General features: G+C 71.4%; 24 protein-coding genes. 9 read left to right on the plus strand and 15 right to left on the minus strand.

Annotation, left to right across the window (positions count from 1 at the left end; translation table 11 throughout):
• Positions 1-115 precede the first annotated feature (115 nt).
• Complete coding sequence (locus tag ACFWYW_RS21570) at positions 116-778, plus strand: M23 family metallopeptidase (protein ID WP_379622954.1); 663 nt, start codon at positions 116-118, stop codon at positions 776-778.
• Between the two features lie 70 nt (positions 779-848).
• Entirely contained in the window at positions 849-1,079 is a 231-nt protein-coding gene (locus ACFWYW_RS21575; protein ID WP_379622952.1) for a hypothetical protein, read from the plus strand.
• On the opposite strand, the gene ACFWYW_RS21580 is transcribed toward ACFWYW_RS21575, so the two are convergent.
• Positions 1,076-1,729, minus strand: coding sequence for a response regulator (locus ACFWYW_RS21580; RefSeq protein WP_379622950.1), 654 nt, complete (start codon positions 1,727-1,729; stop codon positions 1,076-1,078). The genes ACFWYW_RS21575 and ACFWYW_RS21580 overlap by 4 nt on opposite strands.
• Entirely contained in the window at positions 1,726-2,826 is a 1,101-nt protein-coding gene (locus ACFWYW_RS21585) for a sensor histidine kinase (protein ID WP_379622947.1), read from the minus strand. Before ACFWYW_RS21585 ends, ACFWYW_RS21580 begins: the two co-directional genes overlap by 4 nt.
• 111 nt (positions 2,827-2,937) lie before the next feature.
• Between ACFWYW_RS21585 and ACFWYW_RS21590 the strand changes: the two genes are divergently transcribed.
• Complete coding sequence (locus tag ACFWYW_RS21590; RefSeq protein WP_379622945.1) at positions 2,938-3,927, plus strand: DUF418 domain-containing protein; 990 nt, start codon at positions 2,938-2,940, stop codon at positions 3,925-3,927.
• 8 nt (positions 3,928-3,935) lie between these two features.
• On the opposite strand, the gene ACFWYW_RS21595 is transcribed toward ACFWYW_RS21590, so the two are convergent.
• Both ACFWYW_RS21595 and ACFWYW_RS21600 read right to left on the minus strand, forming a co-directional pair.
• Positions 3,936-4,454, minus strand: coding sequence for a GNAT family N-acetyltransferase (locus ACFWYW_RS21595; protein ID WP_379622943.1), 519 nt, complete (start codon positions 4,452-4,454; stop codon positions 3,936-3,938).
• Between the two features lie 50 nt (positions 4,455-4,504).
• Positions 4,505-5,158: a DJ-1/PfpI family protein gene (locus tag ACFWYW_RS21600; RefSeq protein WP_379622941.1), complete on the minus strand. Its 654-nt coding sequence runs from the start codon at positions 5,156-5,158 to the stop codon at positions 4,505-4,507.
• A gap of 203 nt (positions 5,159-5,361) precedes the next feature.
• On the opposite strand from ACFWYW_RS21600, the gene ACFWYW_RS21605 reads away from it, so the two are divergent.
• Positions 5,362-5,853 carry an SMI1/KNR4 family protein gene (locus tag ACFWYW_RS21605; RefSeq protein ID WP_379622939.1) on the plus strand — a complete coding sequence of 164 codons (492 nt, stop codon included), beginning with the start codon at positions 5,362-5,364 and terminating at the stop codon, positions 5,851-5,853.
• A 94-nt stretch (positions 5,854-5,947) separates the two neighbouring features.
• On the opposite strand, the gene ACFWYW_RS21610 is transcribed toward ACFWYW_RS21605, so the two are convergent.
• The gene (locus ACFWYW_RS21610; RefSeq protein ID WP_379622937.1) at positions 5,948-6,502 is read right to left on the minus strand and encodes a TetR/AcrR family transcriptional regulator; all 555 of its coding nucleotides are present in this window, start codon (positions 6,500-6,502) and stop codon (positions 5,948-5,950) included.
• A 52-nt stretch (positions 6,503-6,554) separates the two neighbouring features.
• On the opposite strand from ACFWYW_RS21610, the gene ACFWYW_RS21615 reads away from it, so the two are divergent.
• Entirely contained in the window at positions 6,555-6,956 is a 402-nt protein-coding gene (locus tag ACFWYW_RS21615) for a nuclear transport factor 2 family protein (protein WP_379622935.1), read from the plus strand.
• 82 nt (positions 6,957-7,038) lie between these two features.
• Here ACFWYW_RS21615 and ACFWYW_RS21620 read toward each other — a convergent pair whose 3' ends face one another.
• The gene (locus ACFWYW_RS21620) at positions 7,039-7,764 is read right to left on the minus strand and encodes a VOC family protein (RefSeq protein ID WP_379622933.1); all 726 of its coding nucleotides are present in this window, start codon (positions 7,762-7,764) and stop codon (positions 7,039-7,041) included.
• An 86-nt stretch (positions 7,765-7,850) separates the two neighbouring features.
• Here ACFWYW_RS21620 and ACFWYW_RS21625 point away from each other — a divergent pair, with 86 nt between their 5' ends.
• Positions 7,851-8,207: an NIPSNAP family protein gene (locus tag ACFWYW_RS21625; RefSeq protein WP_379622931.1), complete on the plus strand. Its 357-nt coding sequence runs from the start codon at positions 7,851-7,853 to the stop codon at positions 8,205-8,207.
• Here ACFWYW_RS21625 and ACFWYW_RS21630 read toward each other — a convergent pair.
• The 7 genes from ACFWYW_RS21630 to ACFWYW_RS21660 form a co-directional block, all read right to left on the minus strand.
• Positions 8,189-9,439: a cytochrome P450 gene (locus tag ACFWYW_RS21630; RefSeq protein WP_379622929.1), complete on the minus strand. Its 1,251-nt coding sequence runs from the start codon at positions 9,437-9,439 to the stop codon at positions 8,189-8,191. The genes ACFWYW_RS21625 and ACFWYW_RS21630 overlap by 19 nt on opposite strands.
• Positions 9,440-9,545: 106 nt before the next feature.
• A complete protein-coding gene (locus ACFWYW_RS21635) occupies positions 9,546-10,820 on the minus strand; it encodes a cellulose binding domain-containing protein (RefSeq protein ID WP_379641036.1) in 1,275 nt (424 codons plus the stop codon).
• A 26-nt stretch (positions 10,821-10,846) separates the two neighbouring features.
• Positions 10,847-11,695: a carbohydrate ABC transporter permease gene (locus ACFWYW_RS21640; protein WP_379628201.1), complete on the minus strand. Its 849-nt coding sequence runs from the start codon at positions 11,693-11,695 to the stop codon at positions 10,847-10,849.
• Positions 11,692-12,576 (minus strand): carbohydrate ABC transporter permease, encoded by an 885-nt coding sequence (locus ACFWYW_RS21645; protein WP_379628203.1) that lies wholly within the window; start codon positions 12,574-12,576, stop codon positions 11,692-11,694. Before ACFWYW_RS21645 ends, ACFWYW_RS21640 begins: the two co-directional genes overlap by 4 nt.
• The gene (gene ngcE, locus ACFWYW_RS21650; protein WP_379641037.1) at positions 12,573-13,970 is read right to left on the minus strand and encodes an N-acetylglucosamine/diacetylchitobiose ABC transporter substrate-binding protein; all 1,398 of its coding nucleotides are present in this window, start codon (positions 13,968-13,970) and stop codon (positions 12,573-12,575) included. Before ngcE ends, ACFWYW_RS21645 begins: the two co-directional genes overlap by 4 nt.
• A 57-nt stretch (positions 13,971-14,027) precedes the next feature.
• Complete coding sequence (locus ACFWYW_RS21655) at positions 14,028-14,774, minus strand: sugar isomerase domain-containing protein (RefSeq protein ID WP_379627953.1); 747 nt, start codon at positions 14,772-14,774, stop codon at positions 14,028-14,030.
• Positions 14,771-15,637 carry a MurR/RpiR family transcriptional regulator gene (locus ACFWYW_RS21660; RefSeq protein ID WP_379627955.1) on the minus strand — a complete coding sequence of 289 codons (867 nt, stop codon included), beginning with the start codon at positions 15,635-15,637 and terminating at the stop codon, positions 14,771-14,773. Before ACFWYW_RS21660 ends, ACFWYW_RS21655 begins: the two co-directional genes overlap by 4 nt.
• A 73-nt stretch (positions 15,638-15,710) precedes the next feature.
• On the opposite strand from ACFWYW_RS21660, the gene ACFWYW_RS21665 reads away from it, so the two are divergent.
• Positions 15,711-16,580 (plus strand): N-acetylglucosamine kinase, encoded by an 870-nt coding sequence (locus ACFWYW_RS21665; protein WP_379627957.1) that lies wholly within the window; start codon positions 15,711-15,713, stop codon positions 16,578-16,580.
• A gap of 164 nt (positions 16,581-16,744) precedes the next feature.
• Here the strand turns inward: ACFWYW_RS21665 and ACFWYW_RS21670 are convergent, their stop codons facing one another.
• Complete coding sequence (locus tag ACFWYW_RS21670; RefSeq protein WP_379627959.1) at positions 16,745-17,350, minus strand: TetR/AcrR family transcriptional regulator; 606 nt, start codon at positions 17,348-17,350, stop codon at positions 16,745-16,747.
• Between the two features lie 108 nt (positions 17,351-17,458).
• Between ACFWYW_RS21670 and ACFWYW_RS21675 the strand changes: the two genes are divergently transcribed.
• Positions 17,459-18,874 carry an APC family permease gene (locus ACFWYW_RS21675; RefSeq protein WP_379627961.1) on the plus strand — a complete coding sequence of 472 codons (1,416 nt, stop codon included), beginning with the start codon at positions 17,459-17,461 and terminating at the stop codon, positions 18,872-18,874.
• Positions 18,850-20,421 carry an amidohydrolase gene (locus ACFWYW_RS21680; protein WP_379641038.1) on the plus strand — a complete coding sequence of 524 codons (1,572 nt, stop codon included), beginning with the start codon at positions 18,850-18,852 and terminating at the stop codon, positions 20,419-20,421. Before ACFWYW_RS21675 ends, ACFWYW_RS21680 begins: the two co-directional genes overlap by 25 nt.
• On the opposite strand, the gene ACFWYW_RS21685 is transcribed toward ACFWYW_RS21680, so the two are convergent.
• The gene (locus tag ACFWYW_RS21685; protein ID WP_379621060.1) at positions 20,422-21,765 is read right to left on the minus strand and encodes a serine hydrolase domain-containing protein; all 1,344 of its coding nucleotides are present in this window, start codon (positions 21,763-21,765) and stop codon (positions 20,422-20,424) included.
• Positions 21,766-21,791 lie beyond the last annotated feature (26 nt).

The raw sequence follows: 21,791 nt of genomic DNA on the forward strand, positions 1-21,791 counted from the left end.
AAGCTTTCAGGGTCCCCGGATATAACGCATCGACAGGGAATCCAAAGCGCTTATTCATAGTGTCCTTCACCAACGGGAAATCAGCCTGATCTCCCCGGTTTCGAAGGAGCTTCCCATGTTTCTGAAATTCGCCGTCGGCGTGGCCGCCGTGCTGGCAGTGGCGGCCCCCGCGCAGGCCTCTGAGCAGCGGACGGAGACCGCGGCCCCGCAGGCGGCCGAGCAGTCGGCCGACCTGCGGAAGACGGTCAAGCGGCCCAAGTTCCAGATGCCTTTCACCTGCAACCAGAAATGGTACGCGGAGGCGTCGACCAGAGACCACAACCCGGCGCTCGATTTCTGGCTGGGCGACCACAACACCAACAAGCCCTCGACATATGGGCAGTGGGTACGCGCGTCCGCATCGGGCAAGGTCGTCCTTGCCTACAAGGACGACCAGGCCGGGCACGTCGTGCAGATCCGGCACACGTTCAAGACCGGAAAGGACTGGTTCACGACCTACCTTCACCTGAAGAAGCGCAGCGTGAAGGTGGGCCAGACGGTGCCGATGGGCAAGAAGATCGGCGAGGTCGGCCGCAGCGGTCCGACCGCCAACGGCGTGAACCACCTGCACTACGAGCAGGCGGCCTCCTACGGGAAGACCGCGGACTGGGGGAACTCGGGAGCGCCGCGCAAGGCCGTCAAGTTCAACAACAAGACGTACACCGGGGTCGGGGAGTCGTGGCAGATCCGCAGCCGTAACACCGGCGCCCAGGACAGCTGCGGCCGCCCCGGCCGCTGACCATCGGCAGGGGCGGCCGCACCCGCCCCTGCCGGAGGTTTGGCGCGAGCCGTCCGGGCAGATGAGCGGCATGGACGAACGAGAGCCCGAAGACCTTCCCGAAGCCGTCGGTCGGGTCAACGGCGAGAGCGACATGCGGGTCGAGCGCGCCGGCGTCGAAGTACGGGACACACCGCGCCCGATCCCGGCGGAGCCGATCGACCCCCCGCCCGATCCCGAGCGGAAGGTGCGGGAGGAGCGGCGCGAGGCCGCCGAACAGGAGAGCCCGGACGTGGAGCCCGACGCCGAGCCCACCGACTAGGAGCCGTCCATGAGGCGGCTCTCCCAGGCCCAGGCCACGATCCCGACCCGCCCGCGGACGCCGAGCTTGTCCAGGATGCCCGACACATACCCCTTGACGGTGCTCAGCGACAGGAACAGCTCATCGGCGATCTCCTGGTTGGTACGCCCCCTGGCGATCGCCCGGACGATCTCGGCCTCCCGCGCGGTCAGCGGCCGTACCGGCACCCGCGCCCCTGCCCGCGCCCCGCGTTCGGCCAGATGGCGCAGCAACCGCAGCGTGATCGACGGCGAGATGAGCGCGTCCCCCGTGTACGCGGCCCGCACCGCCTCCACGAGCAGCTTGGGACCCGCGTCCTTCAGCACGAACCCGGCGGCCCCCAGCCGCAACGCCCCGTAGACGTACTCGTCCAGGTCGAACGTGGTCACCATGACCACCCGCGTCGGCGCGCCGGCCAGCGCGCGGGCCACCCCGATCCCGTCCAGGCGGGGCATCTGGACGTCCACCAGGCACACGTCCGGCAGCGTCCGGCGCGCCTGCTCGATCGCCTCCACGCCGTCGGCGGCCTCGGCGACCACGATGATGCCGGGCTGGTCCTCCAGGATGATCCGCAGGCTGGCCCTGATCATCTCCTGGTCGTCGGCCAGCAGCACCCGGATGGGCGGCGTCATCGGCGTCCGCCGGTCGGGATGACGGCGTGGACGGACCAGCCGCGGCCGGGCCGGGGCCCGGCCGTCAGCGTGCCGCCGAGCGCTTCGAGGCGCTCGCGCATCCCGATCAGCCCGTACCCGGGACGGCGGTAGCGGCGGGCGGGCGCCTGCGGCGCGTCGTCCTCGACCGCGACGGTCACCGCCCGGTCGTCCTCGCTGATGCCGACGGTGACCGCGCGCGCGTGCGGCGCGTGCCGGGCGACGTTCGTCAGCGCCTCCCGCACGATCCGGTACACGGTACTGCTCACCTCCGGCGGCCAGCCGGACGGTTCCGCGTCCATCCGCAGGTACGTCCGGCGGCCCTGGCCGGCGAAGCCCTCGATCAGCTCGCCGAGCCGTTCATGGCCCTCGCCGGCCGGGGCGGCCTCGCGCAGAAGGCCCACCACGCGCCGGGTGGCGGCCAGCGCCGCGGTGCCCGCCGACTCGATGCCGGCCAGGGAGCCGGGGGTCTTCTCCGGATGCTTGGCGGTGACGAGCTGGGCGGCCTGGGCCTGGAGCACGATGCTGGTGATGTGGTGGGCGACGACGTCGTGCAGCTCCCTGGCCAGCTCCAGGCGTTCGGCCTGCCGTACCCGCTCGGCCGCGGTGTGGCGGCGGGCGGCGAGCAGCCGGGGGGCCAGCCCGAGCAGCACGGCGGCCAGCCAGGCCAGGGCGCTCAGCGGCGGCACCGCCGAGCCGGGATCGGCGAGGAAGCCGCCCGCCACCACGGCCAGCCCGGCGGCGGCCACGGCGCCGGCCACGCGCACGGGCAGCGTCCTGACCGCGGCGCCGACGAGCACCGCCAGCGCCAGCGAGGTGGCCGGGCTGGGCTCGGCGGGCAGGGGGACGAGGCGGGTGGCGAGAACGGCGAGCGCGGCGACGGCCAGGCCCGCGAGCGCCGTCCCCAGCGGGCTGAGCCCGCGCACGAGAGCGAGCACGCACACCACGACCGCCACCGCCGCCCCGAACAACCCATGACCGGGCCCCCAGCTGCCGGCGACCTGGTACGCCTGGAAGGCCACGGCCGCCGCCAGCACGGCACCGAGCCCCGCGGCCTTCAGCTGTTCGGGAACACGCACGTCGCCCAGGCTAGAAGAGGACCCCGCCGGGCTGTACCGGCCAAAGGTACGGTCCCTTTCCCTGCTTTCCGCCGATGTGGGGGCCGGACCCGGCTCGCAGGATGAAGCCTCATGTCACAAGAAACGCTCCCCGCGACGTCCTCCGGCCGGCCGAGGGTCGCCGCGCTCGACGTGCTGCGCGGGTTCGCCCTGTGCGGCATCCTGCTCGCCAACGTCAAGCCGATCGCCCACATGGGCGGCACCGCGCCGGCCGATCCGGACAGCGGGCCTTCCCTGCTGGGGCTGCTCGTCGACCAGCGCTTCTTCCCGATCTTCTCGCTGCTGTTCGGCGTCGGGTTCTCGCTGCTGCTGGAGTCGGCGCGCCGCCACACCCCACGTCCGCGCGTCCTGCTGCTGCGGCGGCTCCTGGTCCTGGCCGCCATAGGTCTGGCGCACATGTTCCTGCTGTGGCGGGGCGACATCCTGACCATCTACGCCGTCGCCGGCCTCGTCGTACTGCTGCCCTCGACCTGGCTGCCGCGCTGGGCCGTCGCGGGGCTGGCGGCCGTCCTCATCGCGACGCCGCTGATCCTCGGCAGCAACGGCGTGCCGCTGGTACCCGGGCTGTTCCTGCTGGGCTCGGCGCTGACGCGCTACGGCGTGATCGAGCGGATGGAGCACGCCGTGCGCGGCCCGGCAGTCCTGTTCGTGCTCTTCGCGGCGGGGGCGGTGCCCGCCGTGTGGCTGCAGGTCGCGACCGGCTCCAACCTCTGGTTCTCCGTGGCCGGGCTGCTGACGGCGGGCGTCTACGTGTGCGGCCTGCTGCTCCTGCTGCGTACGCCGCTGCGGCCGGTGCTGCACCGGGTGTTCGCGCCGCTGGGCCGGATGGCACTGACCAACTACCTGACCGCCACCGTGCTCGTGCTGCTGGCCACCCTCGTGCTCGGGGGGTCGCCGGACGCGTGGTCATCGGGGATGGTCGTGCTGATCGCGGGAGCCGTACTCGTGCCCCAGTGGGTGGTGTCCACGTTGTGGCTGCGGCGCTTCCGGCAGGGGCCGCTCGAATGGCTCTGGCGATGGGCCACCTGGGCCCGCCGCCCGGCCCTGCACCGCACCCCGTGACCGGCTCGTCAGAGGGCGGGTCCGGGGAGGGCTCGATCGAACTCCATCAGGGCGACCGGAGGGCCCTCGCCGAAGTCGTGGTCGTGCCGCCTGCCGGTCTCGGCGAAGCCGTGCTTGCCGTAGAAGCGGCGTGCCTGAGCCGAATCCCGGAGCGTCCACAGATGCACCCGGTCGTAGCCGGCCTCCCGCAGCCGGTCCAAGGTGGCGGTCAGCAGGGCCGCCGCCAAGCCGCTGCCCCAGACGTCCGGGTGGGCGAAGAAGGTGTGGATCTCCGCCAGTCCTGGGCTGGAGGAGGCGCCGAAGCGGGAAAAGGCTCCTGCCCGGTCGTCCAGGAGCGCGAGCAGGATCGGATCCCCGCCCTCGGCCACGATGGTGTGCCACTTGGCGCGCCGCTCCTCGATCCCGGCGGCGGCGACCTTCGGCGTGCACAACGGGCCGTGCGAGACGCCCCAGGAGACGGCGTGAATCTCACCGAGAACGTCACCGTCGCCGGGCCCCGCCTCGCGAATCGTGATCATGCTGTGCATGGGATCGACCCTATGCCGTGGCCTCGGGGGACAGCTCTTCGGGTGGGCTGCTAGTCGTGCGGGGCCGCGGGCGGCCATCCGTCCAGCGCGGCGTAGGTGATGAGGGCTCGGGCGTGGTCGAGGTCGGGCCGCTCCGGGGTGCTGGGGCGCGGTTGTGCGTGGTCAAGCCCCAGCGCCAGCCGTACGGCCCGCGCGGTGTCGTCTCCGCCGACGCCGGCGAGCAGGGTCAGCGCCATGTCGATCCCGGCGCTGAAGTCCGCCGCGGTCATGACCTTGCCATCGGTGACGAGGCGTTCGGCGACGGGCAGGGCGTCGAGGCCGGCCAGCTCGTCGAGGACGTGCCAGTGGGTGGTGGCCCGCCGCTCGGCGATCAGACCGGCGGCGCCCAAGAGGAACGAGCCGGTGCCGACCGAGGTCGTCCAGGTGGTGTGCTGATGGGCTCGGGCGATCCAGCGGATGAGATGAGGCTCCGCCATGGCCCGCGCCACGCCGTGCCCGCCAGGAACGAGCAGCACGTCGGGGCTGGGCACGTCGGCGAAGGCGGCGGTCGCGGTGAGACTCAGGTTGCCGCGGTCATCGAGGACCGGGCCCGGCCGCGCGGCCACGAAGGTGATCTCGTATCCCGAGGTGAAGGCCAGTGCCGTGTAAGGAGCGACCACATCCAGCGCCGCGAACCGGGGATACAGCGCAATCGCCACGTGCATGAGGACACTCCTTCGAGGGTGGGGCCGGCCAGCCCATGACTATCCACTCGGGGGTCCGGCCGGGTCCTCGCTGCGTGGATTCGCGGGAAACCTCGCACCCCCGTCAAGTCGGTCTGCGGCCTGCCTCGAGATCGCGCCGGGCGACGAGCGGCGGCTCGGCCGACGCGTCGAAACCGTCGGTGGCGGCTGCCAGGATGGCCGCCATGACCGACGATCTGCTCCGGCGGGTGATCGCCAAGGCGTCCGAAGAGGACCTGCCGCCCACCGCGACCGCCGACGAGCTCGGGCAGGCCGAGCGTGAGCTGGGCTTCCCGCTGCCACCCCTGCTGCGGCGCCTCTACCTGGAGGTGGCCGACGGCGGGTTCGGGCCCGACTACCAGCTGCTCTCCCTGCGCGAGGCCGTCGCGGCCCGCGAGGAGGAACGATGGCCAGCGGGCGTCCTGCCCGTGCTGGACTGGGGGTGCGGGATGTACGCGGCGATCGACTGCGCGCACGCGCGCGCCACGGTGCTGCTGTACGAGCCGAACGGGCTGAGCAGCGACGATGACGAGCATCTCGCCTGGTACGTCGACGCCGACGACCTGACCGGCTGGCTGGAGACCTGGCTGGCGGAGACGGGCTGGTACGAGGAGGACGCGGAGGAGACCGCCGAGATGCCGCACTGGACCCTCGCCCGGGAGCGCCTGACCCGGTAAGCGCTACTCGCCGCCGCGAGCCAGGCCGCCACGCGTCGGGCCGTCGCGCGCCGGGGTGTCCGCGAAGCGGCCCAGCGTCTGAGCCGGTGAGCCGCTACTCGCCGCTCGCGAAGCCGTGGTGCATGATGCGGAGGAGTTCGCGTGCGTGTTCCGCGCCGGTGGCGGCGATGGCGGCGGCGCTGGCCAGGGTGAGCAGGTCGGTCGTGGTGAGGGCGGCGTTCACCTCGCCGGACCGCTGGGCTCGGGTGAGGAGCTTCTGGGCGGTTGCCCGCATGGAGCTGTGCCACCGGTCGAACAGCTCGGTGCGGCGCTCGGTGTCCGTTCCCGCCAGGGCCGGCGCGCGTTTGGTGGCGACGTGGGTGACGAAGGCGTCCAGCCAGGTGAACAGTGCCTGCGCCGCCGGTTCGGTACCGAGCAGTGTGGCGCCCTGCTCCTCCAGCGCGGTGACCTCGCTCGCGTACACCGCCACGATCAGGTCCTGACGGGTGGGGAAGTGGCGGTAGAGGGTCGCGTTGCCCACGCCCGCCCGGCGGGCCACCTCGTCCAGCGCGACGTCGGGCCCGCGCTCGTCGAAGAGCTCCCGCGCCGCCGCGAGCAGCGCCTGGGCACTCCTGGTCGCGTCCGCTCTGCGTGGCCGTCCGGCCGCCATCCGATGCTCCTCGGTTGCTAAATGGGGAGTTCCCCGTTTACCGTAGCGCATCATGACACTCACCTACGAGGACCGCGTCGCCATCACCGACCTGATCGCGATGCACGGGCACCTGTGCGACAGCGGAGAGCTCGATCGCCTGGACGAGGTGTTCACCGCCGACGTGCTCTATGACGTGACCGACTTCGGGCAGGAGGTCCTGAGAGGGGTGGCGGCCTGCGCCGACGCCGGGCGCGCGCTGGGGGAGCTGAACCCGGTCGGGCATCACGTCACGAACATCGTCCTGAACGAGGAGGCCGATGGGCGGGTGCGTGCTCGTTCCAAGGGCATCGGGGTCAACGCCGACGGCACCAGCGGGAGCGTCACCTACGAGGACACCGTCCTGCGGCTGGGCCAGGGCTGGCGGATCAGCCGCAGGACGGTGATCGCGCGGCGCGTTCCTCTCGGCGGTTGACGCGAAATATCCGGACCTGACGCTGGTCCAGGGCTCCCATCCGGGTCGCTCGGTCGAGCCCCGGCTTCCGGCAGCGGAACCGTCAGGTTCGCAGGACGGCGGCGAGGTCGTTGAGGCTGGTGAGGGTGTCGGCCATCGTGTCCTGGTCGGCTTCGGTGAGGGGGATCTGCCGGGCCTTGGTGAGGAACTCGCGGGCGGCGGGGTGGTCGTCGGCCCGGGTGGCCAGTTCGGCGCGGTAGGCCAGGGCTTCCAGGAGTTCCTTCGGCGTCGCGGTGTCCTGGTCGCGGCGCAGGGCGGTGTCCAGGATGCGGGCGGCCTGGTCGTGATTGCCGTGGGAGTCGCCCATGACCACGGCGTTGCGTATGGACGCGGCCAGCTTGGTCAGCGGCGGGTCCGCGTCCGCGGCGCCGGTGTCGGCCTGGGCGGCCATGAATCTGATCCAGTTGCCGCCGGGGTCGATCACCGTGAATCCGGAATGGTTGTCGGCGTTCTTCCGCTTGCGCGGGCGGGTCATCCTGGGGATGCCGGAGACCAGCAGCTTGCCGTACGCCGCGCGCATCCCCTCGGCGAACGCGCCGAACAGTTCCCCGGTGTCGGGCACCACCACGACGCAACTCCCGTAGGAGTCTTCCGGGATGAAGTCCGGCATGCCGAAGAATCCGATCTCGATGTCGTCGCGCTTCAGCGTCACGTACGGGTTCGGGCGGGTCTGACGGTAGGTCTTGGTGAAGCCCAGCATCTCGTAGAACTCGGCGATCTCGTCGATGGAACGGCAGGGCAGCAGCGGCACGGTCTTTTCACCGGTCATGCCGAGCACTCTACTAGACAAATTTGACTAATGCCGGACCCGGGCGCGACATGATGTTCCTTGTTCGTACTGTGACAAGGAGCATCATGTTGGTTCTCGAATTCCGGACCTACCGCCTCAAGCCCGGCACCCGTGCCGACTTCGTCCATGCGATGGCCTCGCTGGCCGTACCTCTGCTGCGCCAGTACGGCATCGACGTCGTGGACAGCGGGGCGTCGCTGGTGGATGAGGACGGCCAGGAGGAGGCCTACCTCATCCGGGCCTTCGCCTCTCTTGAGGCGCATCGCGAGCAGGAGGAGGAGTTCTACGGCAGTGAAGCCTGGCTGAAGGGTCCCCGGGAGGAGATCGTCTCGCGGATCGAGAGCTACCACTCCATCGTGATCGAGGTGCCGGAGGAAGCCGTTGAGGCGCTGCGCCGTGGCGGTCAGCTCTTCAGGCGGTAGCGGATCGGCAGGTGCTTCAGGCCGCCCACGAAGGTGGTCGACATCCACTCGGGTTTTCCGGCGAGTTCGATCGAGCCGAGGCGGGGCAGGAGCTCGGCGAACAGGGCCCGGGTCTCCATGCGGGCCAGGGCCGCGCCGAGGCAGTAGTGGACGCCGAACCCGAAGGCGAGGTGCTTGTTGGGGTCGCGGCCGACGTCGAAGCGGAACGGGTCGGTGAAGACGGCCTCGTCGCGGTTGGCCGAGGGGTAGGACAGGAGCACCGACTCGCCCGCCTTGACGGCCACGCCGTTCACCCGGGTGTCGGCGGCGGCCGTGCGCATGAACTCCTTGACCGGCGTCACCCAGCGGATCATCTCCTCGACCGCGGCCGGCAGCAGGGCGGGATCGTCGCGCAGCCGGGCCAGCTCGGCGGGGTGCTCGATGAGCGCGTGCAGGCCGCCGCTGATCGTGGAACTGGTGGTGTCGTGGCCGGCGGTGGCGATGATGACGTAGTAGGAGGCGGCGTCGTAGTCGGACAGGAGCTCGCCGTCGACGCGGGCGTTGGCGATGGCCGAGGCGAGGTCGTCGGTGGGGGTGTCCCTGCGCGCGGCGGTCAGGCCGTGGAAGTAGGTGAAGAAGTCGAGCAGCGTCGCCATGATGTCCTCGGTGGTGCCGCCCCGCTGGAACTCCTTGTCGGTGCCGCCGAACAACTGCTGGGTGAGCTTGAGCATCCGGGGGAAGTCCGACTCCGGCAGGCCGAGCAGCGAGAGGATCACATACAGCGGGTACTGCGTGGCGACCTGGGTGGCGAAGTCGCATTCTCCGCCGTACTCGCTCATCCGGTCCACGTACTGCCGGGCCAGCTCCCGCACCCGCTGCTCCATCGCGCGCATGGCCCTGGGCTTGAACCAGTCGGCGCCGATCGCGCGGGTCACCCGGTGCTGCGGGTCGTCCATGTGGATCAGCGTCCGCAGGGCGGTGCCCTCGGCCCGGCTCTGAGCCATCCGCGCGTCCGTCTCGGCCTTGGCCAGCACCGGCCGCGGCGCGTTGCGGAAGACGGGATGGTTGCGTTCGATCTCCATGATGTCGGCGTGGCGGGTCACGGCCCAGAACGGCTGGTATCCCTCCGCCTCGACCCAGTGCACCGGATCGTCGCGGCGCAGCAGGCTGAGCGCCCGGTGCAGCCGGGCCTCGTCGGCGTAGGCCGACGGGTCGGCGAGGGTCAGTCCCGCCTCGGTCAGAGTCATCGTCATGGGGGAGATCCTTGGTGTGGGGCGGAAACGGCCTCACACTACGATCTTCCACCGGTACGCGCACGGGCAAGGCCGGCCCGGCCCCGGGAGGCCGGGCCGGTTCAGGTCAGATGGTGTCCTGCCAGGTGACGCCGCCCGCGCGGTAGCCGGCGACCCGGCCGTTCACCTCGGCGGGGGAGACGACCTCGTTCTTGGCGTGGTAGACCCAGTCGACCTGCTGGATCCAGGTGCGCATCGGCCCGGTCTGGCCGGCCGAGATGAACCACTCGTTGAAATTGATCGACATAGGAGTCTCGGGATAGTACTTGCCGCCGTGCTCGGCGGCGAGCCGGCCGTCGATGTAGTAGCGGATCGTGCCGCCGGAGACCTGGACGACCAGGTCGTGCCAGCCGGCGTGGCTGGAGTTGACGAACGTCGAGGTGTTGTCGGCCAGCCACGGGTCGGGCTGGTAGGTCTCCCAGCTCGTCATGTACATGAGCGGGCCGGTCAGGCCCCACCCGCCGTTGGGCAGGTACTCGAAGTCCAGTTCGCCGTAGTCCGGGTCCATCGGCGCGTCCAGCGGGGTGATGGTGAAGAACGTCTGCACCGTCTCGTCCCCGTCGGCGCCCGTGGTGGGGGCGTCGCTGAACTTCACCCGGGCGGCGTAGGTGCCCTCGAAGAACTTGCGCTGGTGCAGCATCTCCGACTGGGTGACGTTCACGCCGTCGTTGGTCGCCTTCAGCTGCATCACCTTGGCGCCGTCGGCCGTCGGGAAGGTCACGTTCCCCTTCGGCCAGGTGGCTCCCGGCACGCCCGGCCCGCCGGGGTTGGTGCGGACCGTCCAGTTACGCGCGGCGATGAGCGGGTCGTCGGCGCTGGTGTACGCGAAGTCGTCGAACAGCACGCCCGCGGGCCCGGTCGTGGGCGGGTCGCCCCACAGCCGCGTGCCGGCCAGGTGGACGGTGGCCTTCGGCCAGTCGGTGTAGGCCGGCACGGCGCCGAAGGAGTAGTCGTCGCTCTGGCTGAACGACTGCCAGTCGGCCCGGTGGAAGCGCACCTCCAGCTGGGTCTGGGCGCCCGCGGCCAGCGTCCCGCCGCGGAAGCCCACCTCCAGGTAGCCGTTGCCGAACGTGCCGGTGACCTGCGAGCATCCTGCCCGCGCCCACGAGCAGGCGAAGACGTGGGGTCCCGAGCCGGTGAAGTAGTAGCGGATCTTCAGGTCGCGCAGCCGGAGCGTCGTCGTGCCCGTGTTGACGAGGTTGAACAGGGGCTCCGCCTGCGGTGCGGCGGGCTGGGGCGCGGTCGTGTAGTACTGCAGGCGCACCGCCGGAGCGGCCGTGGCCCGCGCGGGCACGGCCAGCGTGCCCAGCACGGCCAGGGCCACGAGTAAGTGCTTCATCATGGGGGGTTTCTCCTCACCTGTTGGTGCTAACGGACGGCTCCGGCGGTGAGGCCGGAGGTGATACGGCGCTGGAAGACCACGTACGCGGCCAGCACCGGCAGCATCGAGATCGTGAGCCCGGCGAACAGCCCGCTCCAGTCGCTGGCGTAGCCCTGCCGTACGGCCAGCACCGCCAGCCCCTGCGCCAGGACGAACTCGGACTCCTCCGGATTGAGCGCGAGCGGCAGCAGGTACTGGTTCCAGAGGCCGAGGAAGTTGAAGATGCCGACGCTGATGAGGCCGGGCTTGGCCATGGGCAGCATGACCCGGAAGAACACGCCGGAGTGGGAGCAGCCGTCGAGGAAGGCGGCTTCGGCGACGGAGGTGGGCAGCGTGCGGAAGAAGGAGGTCAGGAAGAAGACGGTGAACGGCAGCGCGTACGCGGTGTAGACGAGGATCAGCCCGAGCGGGGTGCCGAGCAGGCCCAGGGAGCGCACGACGAAGAAGAGCGGGACGAGGGCGAGGAAAAGGGGGAAGGCCATCCCGGCGATGAACAGGTAGTAGAGGAGCCGCGAGCCGGGGAAGCGGTAACGGGCCAGGACGTAGGCCACCATCGCCCCGAACAACATGGTGAGAACCACCGCGCTCCCCACCACAACCGCTGAGTTCAGGAAATATCGGCCAATGGAGGCTTCTGTCCATGCCCGGACCCAGTTCTCCCCATGCAACCGGTCCGGCAGGCTCCACGGGCTGGTCAGGATGTCCCGGTCGGCCTTGAACGAGCTCATCACCGCCCACACCAGCGGCAGCGTGACGATGGCGCCCCAGCCCACGAGGGCCAGGTGCAGCAACGAGCTCCATGGGCGCGGCCGCCGTACCCGATGAGAGAGGGTCATGCCATCTCCACCCGATCGCGGCGCGAACCACGCAGCACGAGCACGGCAAGCGCCAGGGTGAGGAAGAACAGCGCGACCCCGAGCGCGGAGGCGTAGCCGAACTTCCCGTAGGTGAAGGCGTTGCGGTACAGGGTGAGGCCGAGCACCTCGGTGGCGTTGTCGGGGCCGCCGGGACCGACGGTCATGATCTGCACGATGGCGAAGCCGTCGAGGGCGGCCATGCCCAGATAGATGAAGGCGACCTGGACGTTCTCCCAGACCAGCGGCAGTACGACGCGGGTCAGGCGGGTGAGCGCGGAGGCGCCGTCGATGGCGGCGGCCTCCAGGATCTCCCGGGGGATCGACTCCATCGCGGCGCAGAACAACACCACGTAGAAGCCGGCCGCGCTCCACACGACCACCGCCATGACCGCCCACAGCGCGAGCGACGGGTCGCCGAGCCAGGAGCGTCCCTCGATGCCCAGCAGGTTCAGGACCCCGTTGAGCAGCCCGGAGTTCGGGGTGTAGACGAACTGGAACAGGACCCCGACCACGGCGACCGACAGCAGTTGCGGGAAGAAGTAGACGACGCGGTAGACCCCCGCGCCCCGCCGGCGGCCGAGGCTGAGCGCCGCGGCCAGGAACAGCGCGAGCACCACGGTGGCGATCGGCACCACCAGCAGCATGAGCGCGTTGTTCTTCAGCGCCGCCAGCACCTGCGGATCGTCCAGCAGCCGGGCGAAGTTGTCCGCCCCGACGAACTCCGCCCGCGCCGAGACCCCGCGCCAGTCGGTCAGCGCCAGGTAGAACGCCTGCGCGTAGGGCGAGAGCACCAGCACCGCGTACAGCGTCAGCGGCAGGACGAGGAACCCCGCGATGAACGGCAGCCGGCGGTGCCTCATCGCTCGTACTTGGTGATCGAGGCGTCCGCGGCCACCTGGTCGGCGGCCTTCTGCACGCGATCGGTCCACTGCGCGGCGCTGACCCGGCCGTTGAGCAGCTCTCCCGTCGAGTCGTGTACGGCTTTCGCCAGCGGCGCGTACCAGCCGGGAAAGCGGTAGGACAGCACGTGCTCGCCCGCCGCCGCGACCAGTTCGCCCACCGACTTCAGCCCGCTGGACAGCGGGAGCCCCTCCAGCGCGTCCTTGCGCACCGGCATGGCGCTGGCGGTCGTGGCGAAGTTGGCCGCGCTCTCCTTCGCCAGCATGAGGCGCAGGAACTCCAGCCCGCCCGCGGTGTTCTTGCCCTGCGCGGGGACGATGAACGGCTCGCTGCCCGCGGCCTGGATGGCGGTGCCGGGCAGCTTGTCGCCGTCCGAGAGCCGGGGCGTGGGTCCGGCGACCATGTCGAAGCCGGCGGGGGTGACCTTGGCCTGTTCGGCCTCCAGCCAGGAGCCGCAGGGGAGGAAGACGGCCTTGCCCTGGCACCAGGCGGTCTGCGCCTCGGTGTGCGACAGAGCTTCCGAGCCCTTCATGATGTGCCCGCGCCCGGCCAGCTCGGCGAAGGCCTCGACGACGTCCTTGACGCTGCCGGCCCGCCAGGCGCCGGGCTCCAGGTTGTCGATGGCGGCGACCTGCTCCATGCCGCCGGCCTTGGCGACCATGGTGAGCAGCGGGTCGTTCATGTATTCGGGGTACTTGCCCTGGTAGGTCCAGGGGGCCAGGCCCGCCTTCTTGATCTCGTCGCCGAGCGTCAGCATCTCGGCCCAGGTCGCCGGGTAGGTCCAGCCGTGCTTGGCGAACAGCGAGGAGCTGTACCACAGGCCCCAGACGGTATAGGCGTAGTTGAGCACGTACGGCACGCCGCCGAAGCTGCCCGCCTCGACGATGCCGGGCACCAGGGTGTCGCGCACCTTGACGGCCGGATCGTCGGCCGAGGGCGCGTCGAGTAACTTCTCCAGCGACAGAAGCTGCTTGTCGGCGACGAGCGAGGCGACGTCCAGCGCGCCGGCGCCGGAGTTGTCGATCACGTCGGGCGGGTCGCCGGCGACCATGCGCGGCTGCATGGCCTGGCCGACGCCCTGGATGCCGGCGTGCGTGATCTTCGCCCCGGGATGGCGCTGGGTGTAGAGCGACTCGGCGAACTTCGCCCAGTCGTCGCCGAAGCCGCCCTTGAAGATGACGACGTCCAGCGGGTCCTTGGCGGCGACGCCGAGCGGGTTGGCGGCGCTGGTGGGCCCGGCGGCGGCCGGGGCGGAGGCCACGGGCGCGCCGCCGCCGGTGGCGCAGGCGGCGACGACCGGGGTGAGGGCGAGCAGGCCGAGGAATCCGCGGCGCGTGGGGGTGTTTTCAGGCATGACGAAGACAGCTTTCGGCTAAGAGACGGGTCCTTGTGCTGGGGGTTGCGAGGGAGTTCAGGAGCCGCGGCGGATCCGGCCCGCGTAGAGCGCTTCGAGGCGCAGGTTGTGCTCGTCGCCCTCCGGCACGTTGGCCGACAGGTAGATCGGCGGGACCTTGCCCGCCTCCAGCTGGTCGCGGACGACCCGCGTGACGACGAGCTGGGCGAGCAGGGCCGAGGTGATCGTGGAGACCGCGCCGACCGCGCCGCCGTCCGGAAGGGGGAGTACGGCGTCGCCGTACGGTGCCATGTTGTCGAGCACCACGTCGGCCAGGTCGCACAACCGGGCGCCCGAGGGGTGGCGGGAGGCGACGGCGGTGCTGTGGGCCAGGGAGGTGATGGCGATCAGGTCGTGACCGCGCTTCTTGACGGCCTGGGCCAGCTCCACCACGACGCCGTTGACGCCGGAGTTGGAGATGACCACGAACAGGTCCGGCTCGCCGATCGGGGCGGCGGCCAGGATGCGGTGCGCGACCTCGGGGTCGCGTTCGAGGTCGTAGCGGGTGAGTTCGGCGCGGTCGGCTCCGCCGTACAGGACGATGTCGCGCAGGGCGAGCCGGTTGGTGGGCACGAGGCCGCCCGCGCGGCCGGCGATCTCCATGGCGACCGCTTCCGAGTGGCCGGAGCCGAAGGCCTGGATCACGCCCCCGTTGTCGAGACATCTGCCGATAAGGCGGGCGGCTTGCCCGATCTCGCCGGCGTGGGTCCGCGGAATGGTCCTGACCAGGTCGGCCACATGGTCTGCGTAGGTGTCGGGGTTCATTGCCCTCCGTCTAGGCGGTGTCCGGTGACGGCGCGTACCGTCAGGTCGAACGCCTCCTTGGTGCGCTCGTAGGTGCGCTGCGCGACCGCGACGTAGACCACGTCGAGGACGAGCAGCTGGGAGTGGATCGCGGCGAACCCGTCGCTGCGGAAGGTCGTCTCCCGCGCCGCCGTCGTGAGGACCAGTTCGGCCACCTCGGCCAGCGGGGAGCTCGGATGCGAGGTGACCGCCACGGTGATCGCGCCGTGGCTCGCCGCCTCGGCGAGCACCTCGATGACCTCCCTGGTCCTGCCGCTGTGCGAGATGCCGATCGCCACGTCGCCGTCGCCCAGCAGCGCGGCGTCGGTCAGCGCGCTGTGCGCGTCCGACCTGCTCCAGGTGGGGACGCGGATGCGCTGGAGGCGGTACTCCATCTCACCGGCCACCGCCGCGCTGCTGGCCACGCCGAACAGCAGCACCCGGCCGGCGTTCTTGATGACGTTCGCCACCTTCTCCACCGTGGCCAGGTCGAGCTGGGCGGCGGTCTCCTGGATCAGCCGGATGTCGCTGTTGGAGACCACGCCCAGCACCTTGTCCAAGCCGTCGGCGGGCAGGATCTCCTGCCCTATGTCGGTGTCCCAATGCTGCTGGGCGGCCCGGCCGGTCTGGCTGGCGATCGTGACCCGGAGTTCGGCGTAGCCGCTGAAGCCCAGCGCCCGGCAGAACCGGGTGATCGTGGCCGTGGACGTGCCGCTGCGCTCGGCCAGATCCACGATGGTCATCCTGGCCGTCTCCGCCGGGTCGTCCAGGATCACCTCCGCGACCTTGCGCAGCGCTTCGGGCATCTCGCCCTGCTCGGCCCGGATCCGGGGCAGTAGTTCCACGTCGTCCTCCTTGAGGGTGAAAATTATGCTCACCATCTGGTGTCGTCAAGGGTTTAGGCCGATAATTCTTGACATGAGTTTAGTTCTCGGCGTGGACGCCGGAGGGACGTCGTCGCGCGCGGTCGTCGCCACCCTGGACGGGCAGGTGCTGGGGCGGGGGCGGGCCGGATGCGGCAACCCGGCCGCCTGCCCGCCCGGAGAGGCTTTTCGCCAGGTGGGCAAGGCCATCGAGGAGGCGTTGGCGACGGCCGGGCCCGGTGGGGTCCGGGCGGCGGTGATCGGTCTGGCGGGCATCGAGGGGCTGCCCGAGGGGCTCGCCGCGCACTTCCCGGTGCAGCCCCGGGTGGTCGGGGACGTGGTCGTGGCCTTCGCCGCGGGCACACCCGCGGCCTCCGGAACCGTGCTGATCTCCGGCACGGGGGCGATCGCGGCGAAAATTATTGACCACGAGATCGCGGCGACGGCCGACGGGCACGGCTGGCAGCTCGGGGACGAGGGCTCCGGGTTCTGGATCGGGCGCCAGGCGGCCCGCTCGGCCGTCCGCGGGACACCGGGCCCGCTCACCGCGTCGGTGCTCGGGCACCTTGGCGTCCGCGAGCCGGAGATGGTGGCGGTGGCCGTCCAGGCGGCCGCGCCGCTGGCGCTGGCCGAGCTGGCGCCCCTGGTCAGCCGGGCGGCCGGTGAGGGCGATCCGGCGGCGGTGAAGATCGTCGAGCGGGCGGCAGGGCTGCTGGTGCGGACCTTCCGCGAGGTGCACGTGCCCGGCACGCCCGTGGTGCTGGCCGGGAGCGTGCTGACGAGCGAGGGTCCGGTACGGCGGGCCGTACGGGATCTGCTGCCGGACTGCGCGCCGCTGGTCGCCGGGCGGGGCGAGGACGCCGCGGCCTGGCTGGCGGCACGCGCACTCGCACCCGCAACACCCCACCGGGACTTCCTCCCATAATGACCCCCACGCACTCTGCGGCCCGCCCCGGCAGGACCGCGTGGGGCGGCTGGCCCATGTGGAGCGGTATCGGCGTCCACGGGGTCGGGGACCTCCTCCGCGTGGAGGCCGGCCGAAGGGCGTGGGGGTCGGCCGAGGGGCGTGGGGGCCGGTCGAAGGAGATGTCAGCGGCTCGCCACGGTCCTGAAGTGGGTCAGGCAGGCGGCCAGGGCCAGTTCGAAGGCGTCGTCGGCGCGCGACGGCGGGGCGGCGGCCATCGCCTGGGACAGGGCGGGGGCGTCGTTCTGGCCTGACAGGTCCCAGATCGGGTCCGGCGCGGCCAGGTCGAGAGCCGAGCCGAAGATCAGGTTCTCCACCGCGGTGATCATGGTGAGCACGTCCCGGAGGGCGAACCCGGCCTCGTTCAGCATCCGTACGGCCTGCTCGTACTGCCCCAGCACCCGCGGCGTCCGCACCGGCGTGGCCAGGAGCAGCGGGATGGCGCGCGGGTGCGCGGCGAAGGCGGCGCGGTAGGAACGCGCCCAGCCGGCCAGCGCCTCGTCCCAGGGCGGGACGTCGAGCATGGAGGAGTCGATCTGGTAGGAGACGTGCTCGCGGATCAGCTCGATGACGCCCTCGCGCCCGTCGACGTGGTGGTAGAGCGAGCCGGTCTGCACGCCGAGCCGCCGGGCGATCTGCGGCAGGCTGACCTCGCCCTGCTCGTCGACCAGGGCCAGCGCGGCGGTGGTGATGCGTTCGCGGTCAAGGAGTGGTGTCCGAGGCCGGCCCATGTGTCGTTCTCCCCGTTACGTCTTCTCAAGCGTGCCCTCAGAGGCTACATTGCCAAAATCAAAACGCTTTAGGTTTTTGGTGCTGGTGCCTAGAAGGGCGTAACCGCCATGCCTCTCAGATCCGACTCGCTCGGCAGCGTCGACATCTCCTTCTTCGTCATCTCCGCCGCCGCGCCGCTCACCGTCATGGCGGGGGTCTCGCCCATCGCGATCATGCTCGGTGGCATCGGGGCTCCCGCCGGCTACCTGGTCGCGGGGCTCGTCCTGGCGATCTTCGCGATCGGCTTCACCACGATGAGCAGGCACGTACGCGGCGGCGGCGCCTTCTACGCGTTCATCACCCGCGGGCTGGGCCGCCCGGCCGGAGCCGGCGGCGCGCTGGTGGCCATGGTCGGCTACAACGCCATGGAGATCGGCGTGTACGGCCTGCTCGGCAGCGCCACCGCCGGCACGCTGAAGAGCCTGCTGGGCATCGACGTGCCCTGGGTCGTCATCGCCGTGGCCGGGCTGCTGATCACCTACTACGGCGGCTACCGCTCGATCACCTTCGGCGCCAAGGTCCTGGGCGTCCTGCTCGTCGCCGAGACCGCGATCCTGCTGCTCCTGGCCGGCGGGGTGCTGCTGAAGGGCACGCTGAGCCTGGACTCCTTCGCCCCGGTCAACGTGACGGCGCCGGGCATGATCGCCGTCCTGGCGTTCGCGTTCGGCGCGTTCACCGGGTTCGAGTCGACCGTGATCTACCGGCGCGAGGCCCGCGACCCCGGCCGCACGATCCCGCGCGCCACCTACGTGGCGCTGGCCTTCCTCGGCGTCTTCTACGCGTTCATCGTCTGGATCGTGATCCAGGCCTTCGGCGGCGCCGCCATCGTGAAGGCCGCCGCGGACGACCCGGCCGGGCTCTTCTTCGGCGCGATCACCGCCTACGTGGGCGGCTGGGCCGCCGACCTCATGCACATCCTGATCGTGACCAGCATCTTCGCCTCGCTGCTCGCCTTCCACAACGCGATCAACCGCTACACCCTGTCGCTGGCCGAGGAGCGGGTGCTCCCGTCCGTGCTCGGCCGGATCCATCCCCGCCACCAGTCCCCGTACGTCGCGGGCATCGCCCAGACCGCGCTCGGCCTGGTCGTCGTGCTCGCCTTCTGGCTGGCCGGCGCCGACCCGTACACCCACCTGCTGCTCTGGGTGAACACGCTGGGCATGATGAGCCTGGTGACGCTGATGCTGCTGGCGGCCATCGCCGTACCGTTCTACTTCGGCAGGGACCGGCGGGGGGAGGGCCTCGTGCGCACGCTCGTCGCGCCCGTCGCCGCCGCGGTCCTGCTCGCCGGGGCGCTCGGCCTGATCGTCACCAAGATCTCCCTGTTCACCGGCGGTGCCGTCGCGGTGAACACGGTCATCCTCACCCTCATCCCCGCGGTCTTCGCCATCGGAACAGGGCTGGCGCTCTGGCTCAGAAGGCACCGCGCGGAGGTCTACCAGAACTTCGGGAGTGAACCGTGCCCACAGCCGACCTCGTCCTGATCGGCGCCCGCGTCCGTACCCTCGACCCGGCCCGGCCGCGCGCCACCGCGCTCGCCGTCAAGGGCGGCCTGATCGCCGCCGTCGGCGACGACAGCGACGCGCGGGACTGGCGGGGGAACGGCACCCGCGTCGTGGACCTGGCGGGAGCGACCCTGGTGCCCGGCCTGACCGACGCGCACGCCCATCCGCTGTGGGGACTGGACCTGGCCACCGGCACCGATCTGTCCGGAGTCACCGACCTCGGCGGGCTGCGCGCCGCCCTCCGCGCGGCGCCGCGGGTGGACGGGTGGGTGCTCGGCTACGGGCTCGACCACAACGTGTTCGGCGGCCGGGCGCTCCACCACGACCTGATCGAGGAGGCGGTGTCCGGCGCGCCCGCGCACCTGCGGCTCTACGACGCGCACTCCGTCCTGGTCAGCGGGGCCGCGCTGGAGCGGGCGGGCATCGACGGACCGCGTGTGTTCGCCCAGCGCGCCGCCGTGGTCTGCGACGCCGGCGGCCGCCCGACCGGCCATCTCGTGGAACACGCCGCGATGGATCTGATGAAGCCGCTGCTGCCCGTCACGCCGCCGGCCGTACGGGCGGAACGCCTGCTGGAACTCCTGTCCGGCATGGCCGCGACCGGCCTGACCGGCGCCCACGTCATGGACGTGGGCGCCGACGACCTCGACCTGCTCACCGCCGTCGAGGACAAACACGACCTTCCGGTACGGCTCCGCCTGGCCCCGTGGTGCATGCCCGGCGACGGCCCCGACGAGTTCGCCGGCCTGATCGGCATGCAGCAGAAGCACGGCCGCACCTGGCGGGTCGGCGGGGTGAAGCTGTTCATGGACGGCACCGTCGAGGGCGGCACCGCCTGGCTCGAACACGCCGACTGCCACGGTGAGGGCACCGAGGCCTTCTGGCTCGATCCTGCCGACTACCGGCATGCCGTACGGACGCTGCATCAGGTGGGTGTGCCCACCGCGACGCACGCGATCGGCGACGCGGCCGTGCGCCATGTCCTCGACACGATCGAAGGGCTGGGGGCGGGCGGCCCGCGCCACCGCGTCGAGCACATCGAGACGCTGGCCGACGACCAGGTCGGCCGGTTCGCCGGGCTGGGCGTGGCGGCCTCGATGCAGCCTCCGCACACCGCCTACACGCGCGCCGACCACACCGACGAATGGTCCAGGCGCCTGGGTGACGAGCGGGCCGCGCGCGCCTGGCGCTGCCGTGACCTGCGCGAGGCCGGCGCCATCCTCGCACTGGGCTCCGACTGGCCGATCGCCCCCTACGACGCCCGCCAGATCCTGGCCGCCGCCCTTGAGCCGCGCGGGGCGGCCTCCGGCGGCGGGCTGAGCGGCCTGATGGCGCTGGAGGGCTGCACCTCGCACGCGGCGCTGGCCTCCTCGACCGAGTCGGTGTCCGGCCGGATCGCCCCCGGGTTCCTGGCCGACCTCACCGCGCTCGCGCTCGACCCGGTCACCACGGCCGCGGACGAGCTGGCCGAGTCCCCGGTCACGCTGACCATGACCGGGGGACGCGTCGTCTTCGAGCGGCCCTGATCAGGCGATCTTGGGGGTGGCCCGCATCCCGACGAACACGCAGGGAGTGCCGTCGGTCAGCGTGGAGAACACGACGGGCATGTAGTCGTCGTTGAACGACGGACCGGCGCCGGTGCCCGCGAACACGGCCGGGGTGACGGGGGCGAGCTCGACGTCCAGGGGCGGGGAGATGCCCGCCATGCCGTCGACGAACTCGTACAGCAGCCGTCCCTCGGTCACGGTCAGGGCCGCGCCCTCGCGGCGGTAGGTGCCGGTCAGCGCGGCCCAGTCGACCGCGGGCGGCTCGGCGGCCGGGCCGAACGGCTCGGGCATGCGCACGCCGGCCAGTTCGGACAGCAGGTCGCCGAACAGGTCGGCGTAGAGCTGGCGGGTGGCGCCGCCGTTGGTCAGCAGCGCGATCGCCACGCCCGCTCCGGGCACCACGCGCAGGTAGGCGAACTGGCCCACGGCCGAGCCGTCGTGGCCGTAGCCGGGCACGCCGTTCCAGTCGTACAGCGTCCAGCCGAGGCCCCAGGCGTCGGCGCTGAGCGTCCACTTGTCCGGGCTGTCGGCTTCGCGGCGCTGCATCGCGGCTATGGTCTCGGGGGAGATGACGCCGGCGCCGCCGTTCAGGTGCATCCGGGCGAACCTGGCGAGATCGCCCGCGGTGGCCAGGACGCGGGCGGCGGGGGCGGCGGCGCGGGACTGGAAGTCCCACACGGGGGCGGGCTCGGGGTAGGCGCCGGCGCCGCCGAGGTGACTCATGGCCACGCGGAAGCGCAGCGCCTCCTCGGGCAGCGTCATCGTCTGATCGAGGCCGAGCGGGGTCAGGACGCGCTCCTTGAGCGCCTGGTCCCAGGTCAGGCCGGTGATCACCTCGATGATGCGGCCCAGGATGACGTAGCCGCTGCCGCTGTAGGACAGCGCGGTGCCGGTGGGGCAGTCCAGGCTCAGGTCCTTGCAGGCCTCGACGTAGCGGGCGATGCAGTCGTCGCCGCGGCCGGTGTCGAGGTGGAAGTCGCCGCTGAGACCGCTGGTGTGGGTGAGCAGCTGCCTGACCGTGATCGTCTTGGTGGCCTCCGCGTCGGCTACGGCGAAACCGGGCAGTACGTCGGCGACCCGGGCGTCGAGGCCGAGCTCACCGGAGTCGACCAGTTGCATCACCAGCGTGGCGGTGTAGATCTTGGCGACCGAGCCCAGCTGGAACACCGAGCCGGTGGTGGCCTCCACCCCCGTGCCGCGGTGGAGCAGGCCGCTGGCCAGCTCGTAGAGCTCCCCGCCGGTCACCACGGCCAGCGTCGCGCCCGGCACGTGGTGGGTGGCGCGCAGTTCGTCGAGCCGGGCCTGCCAATATGCGAGATCCATGGTCCATCCTCCGCAGATGCGTACCG

Source organism: Nonomuraea sp. NPDC059023 (assembly GCF_042740095.1).
GTDB lineage: Bacteria > Actinomycetota > Actinomycetes > Streptosporangiales > Streptosporangiaceae > Nonomuraea.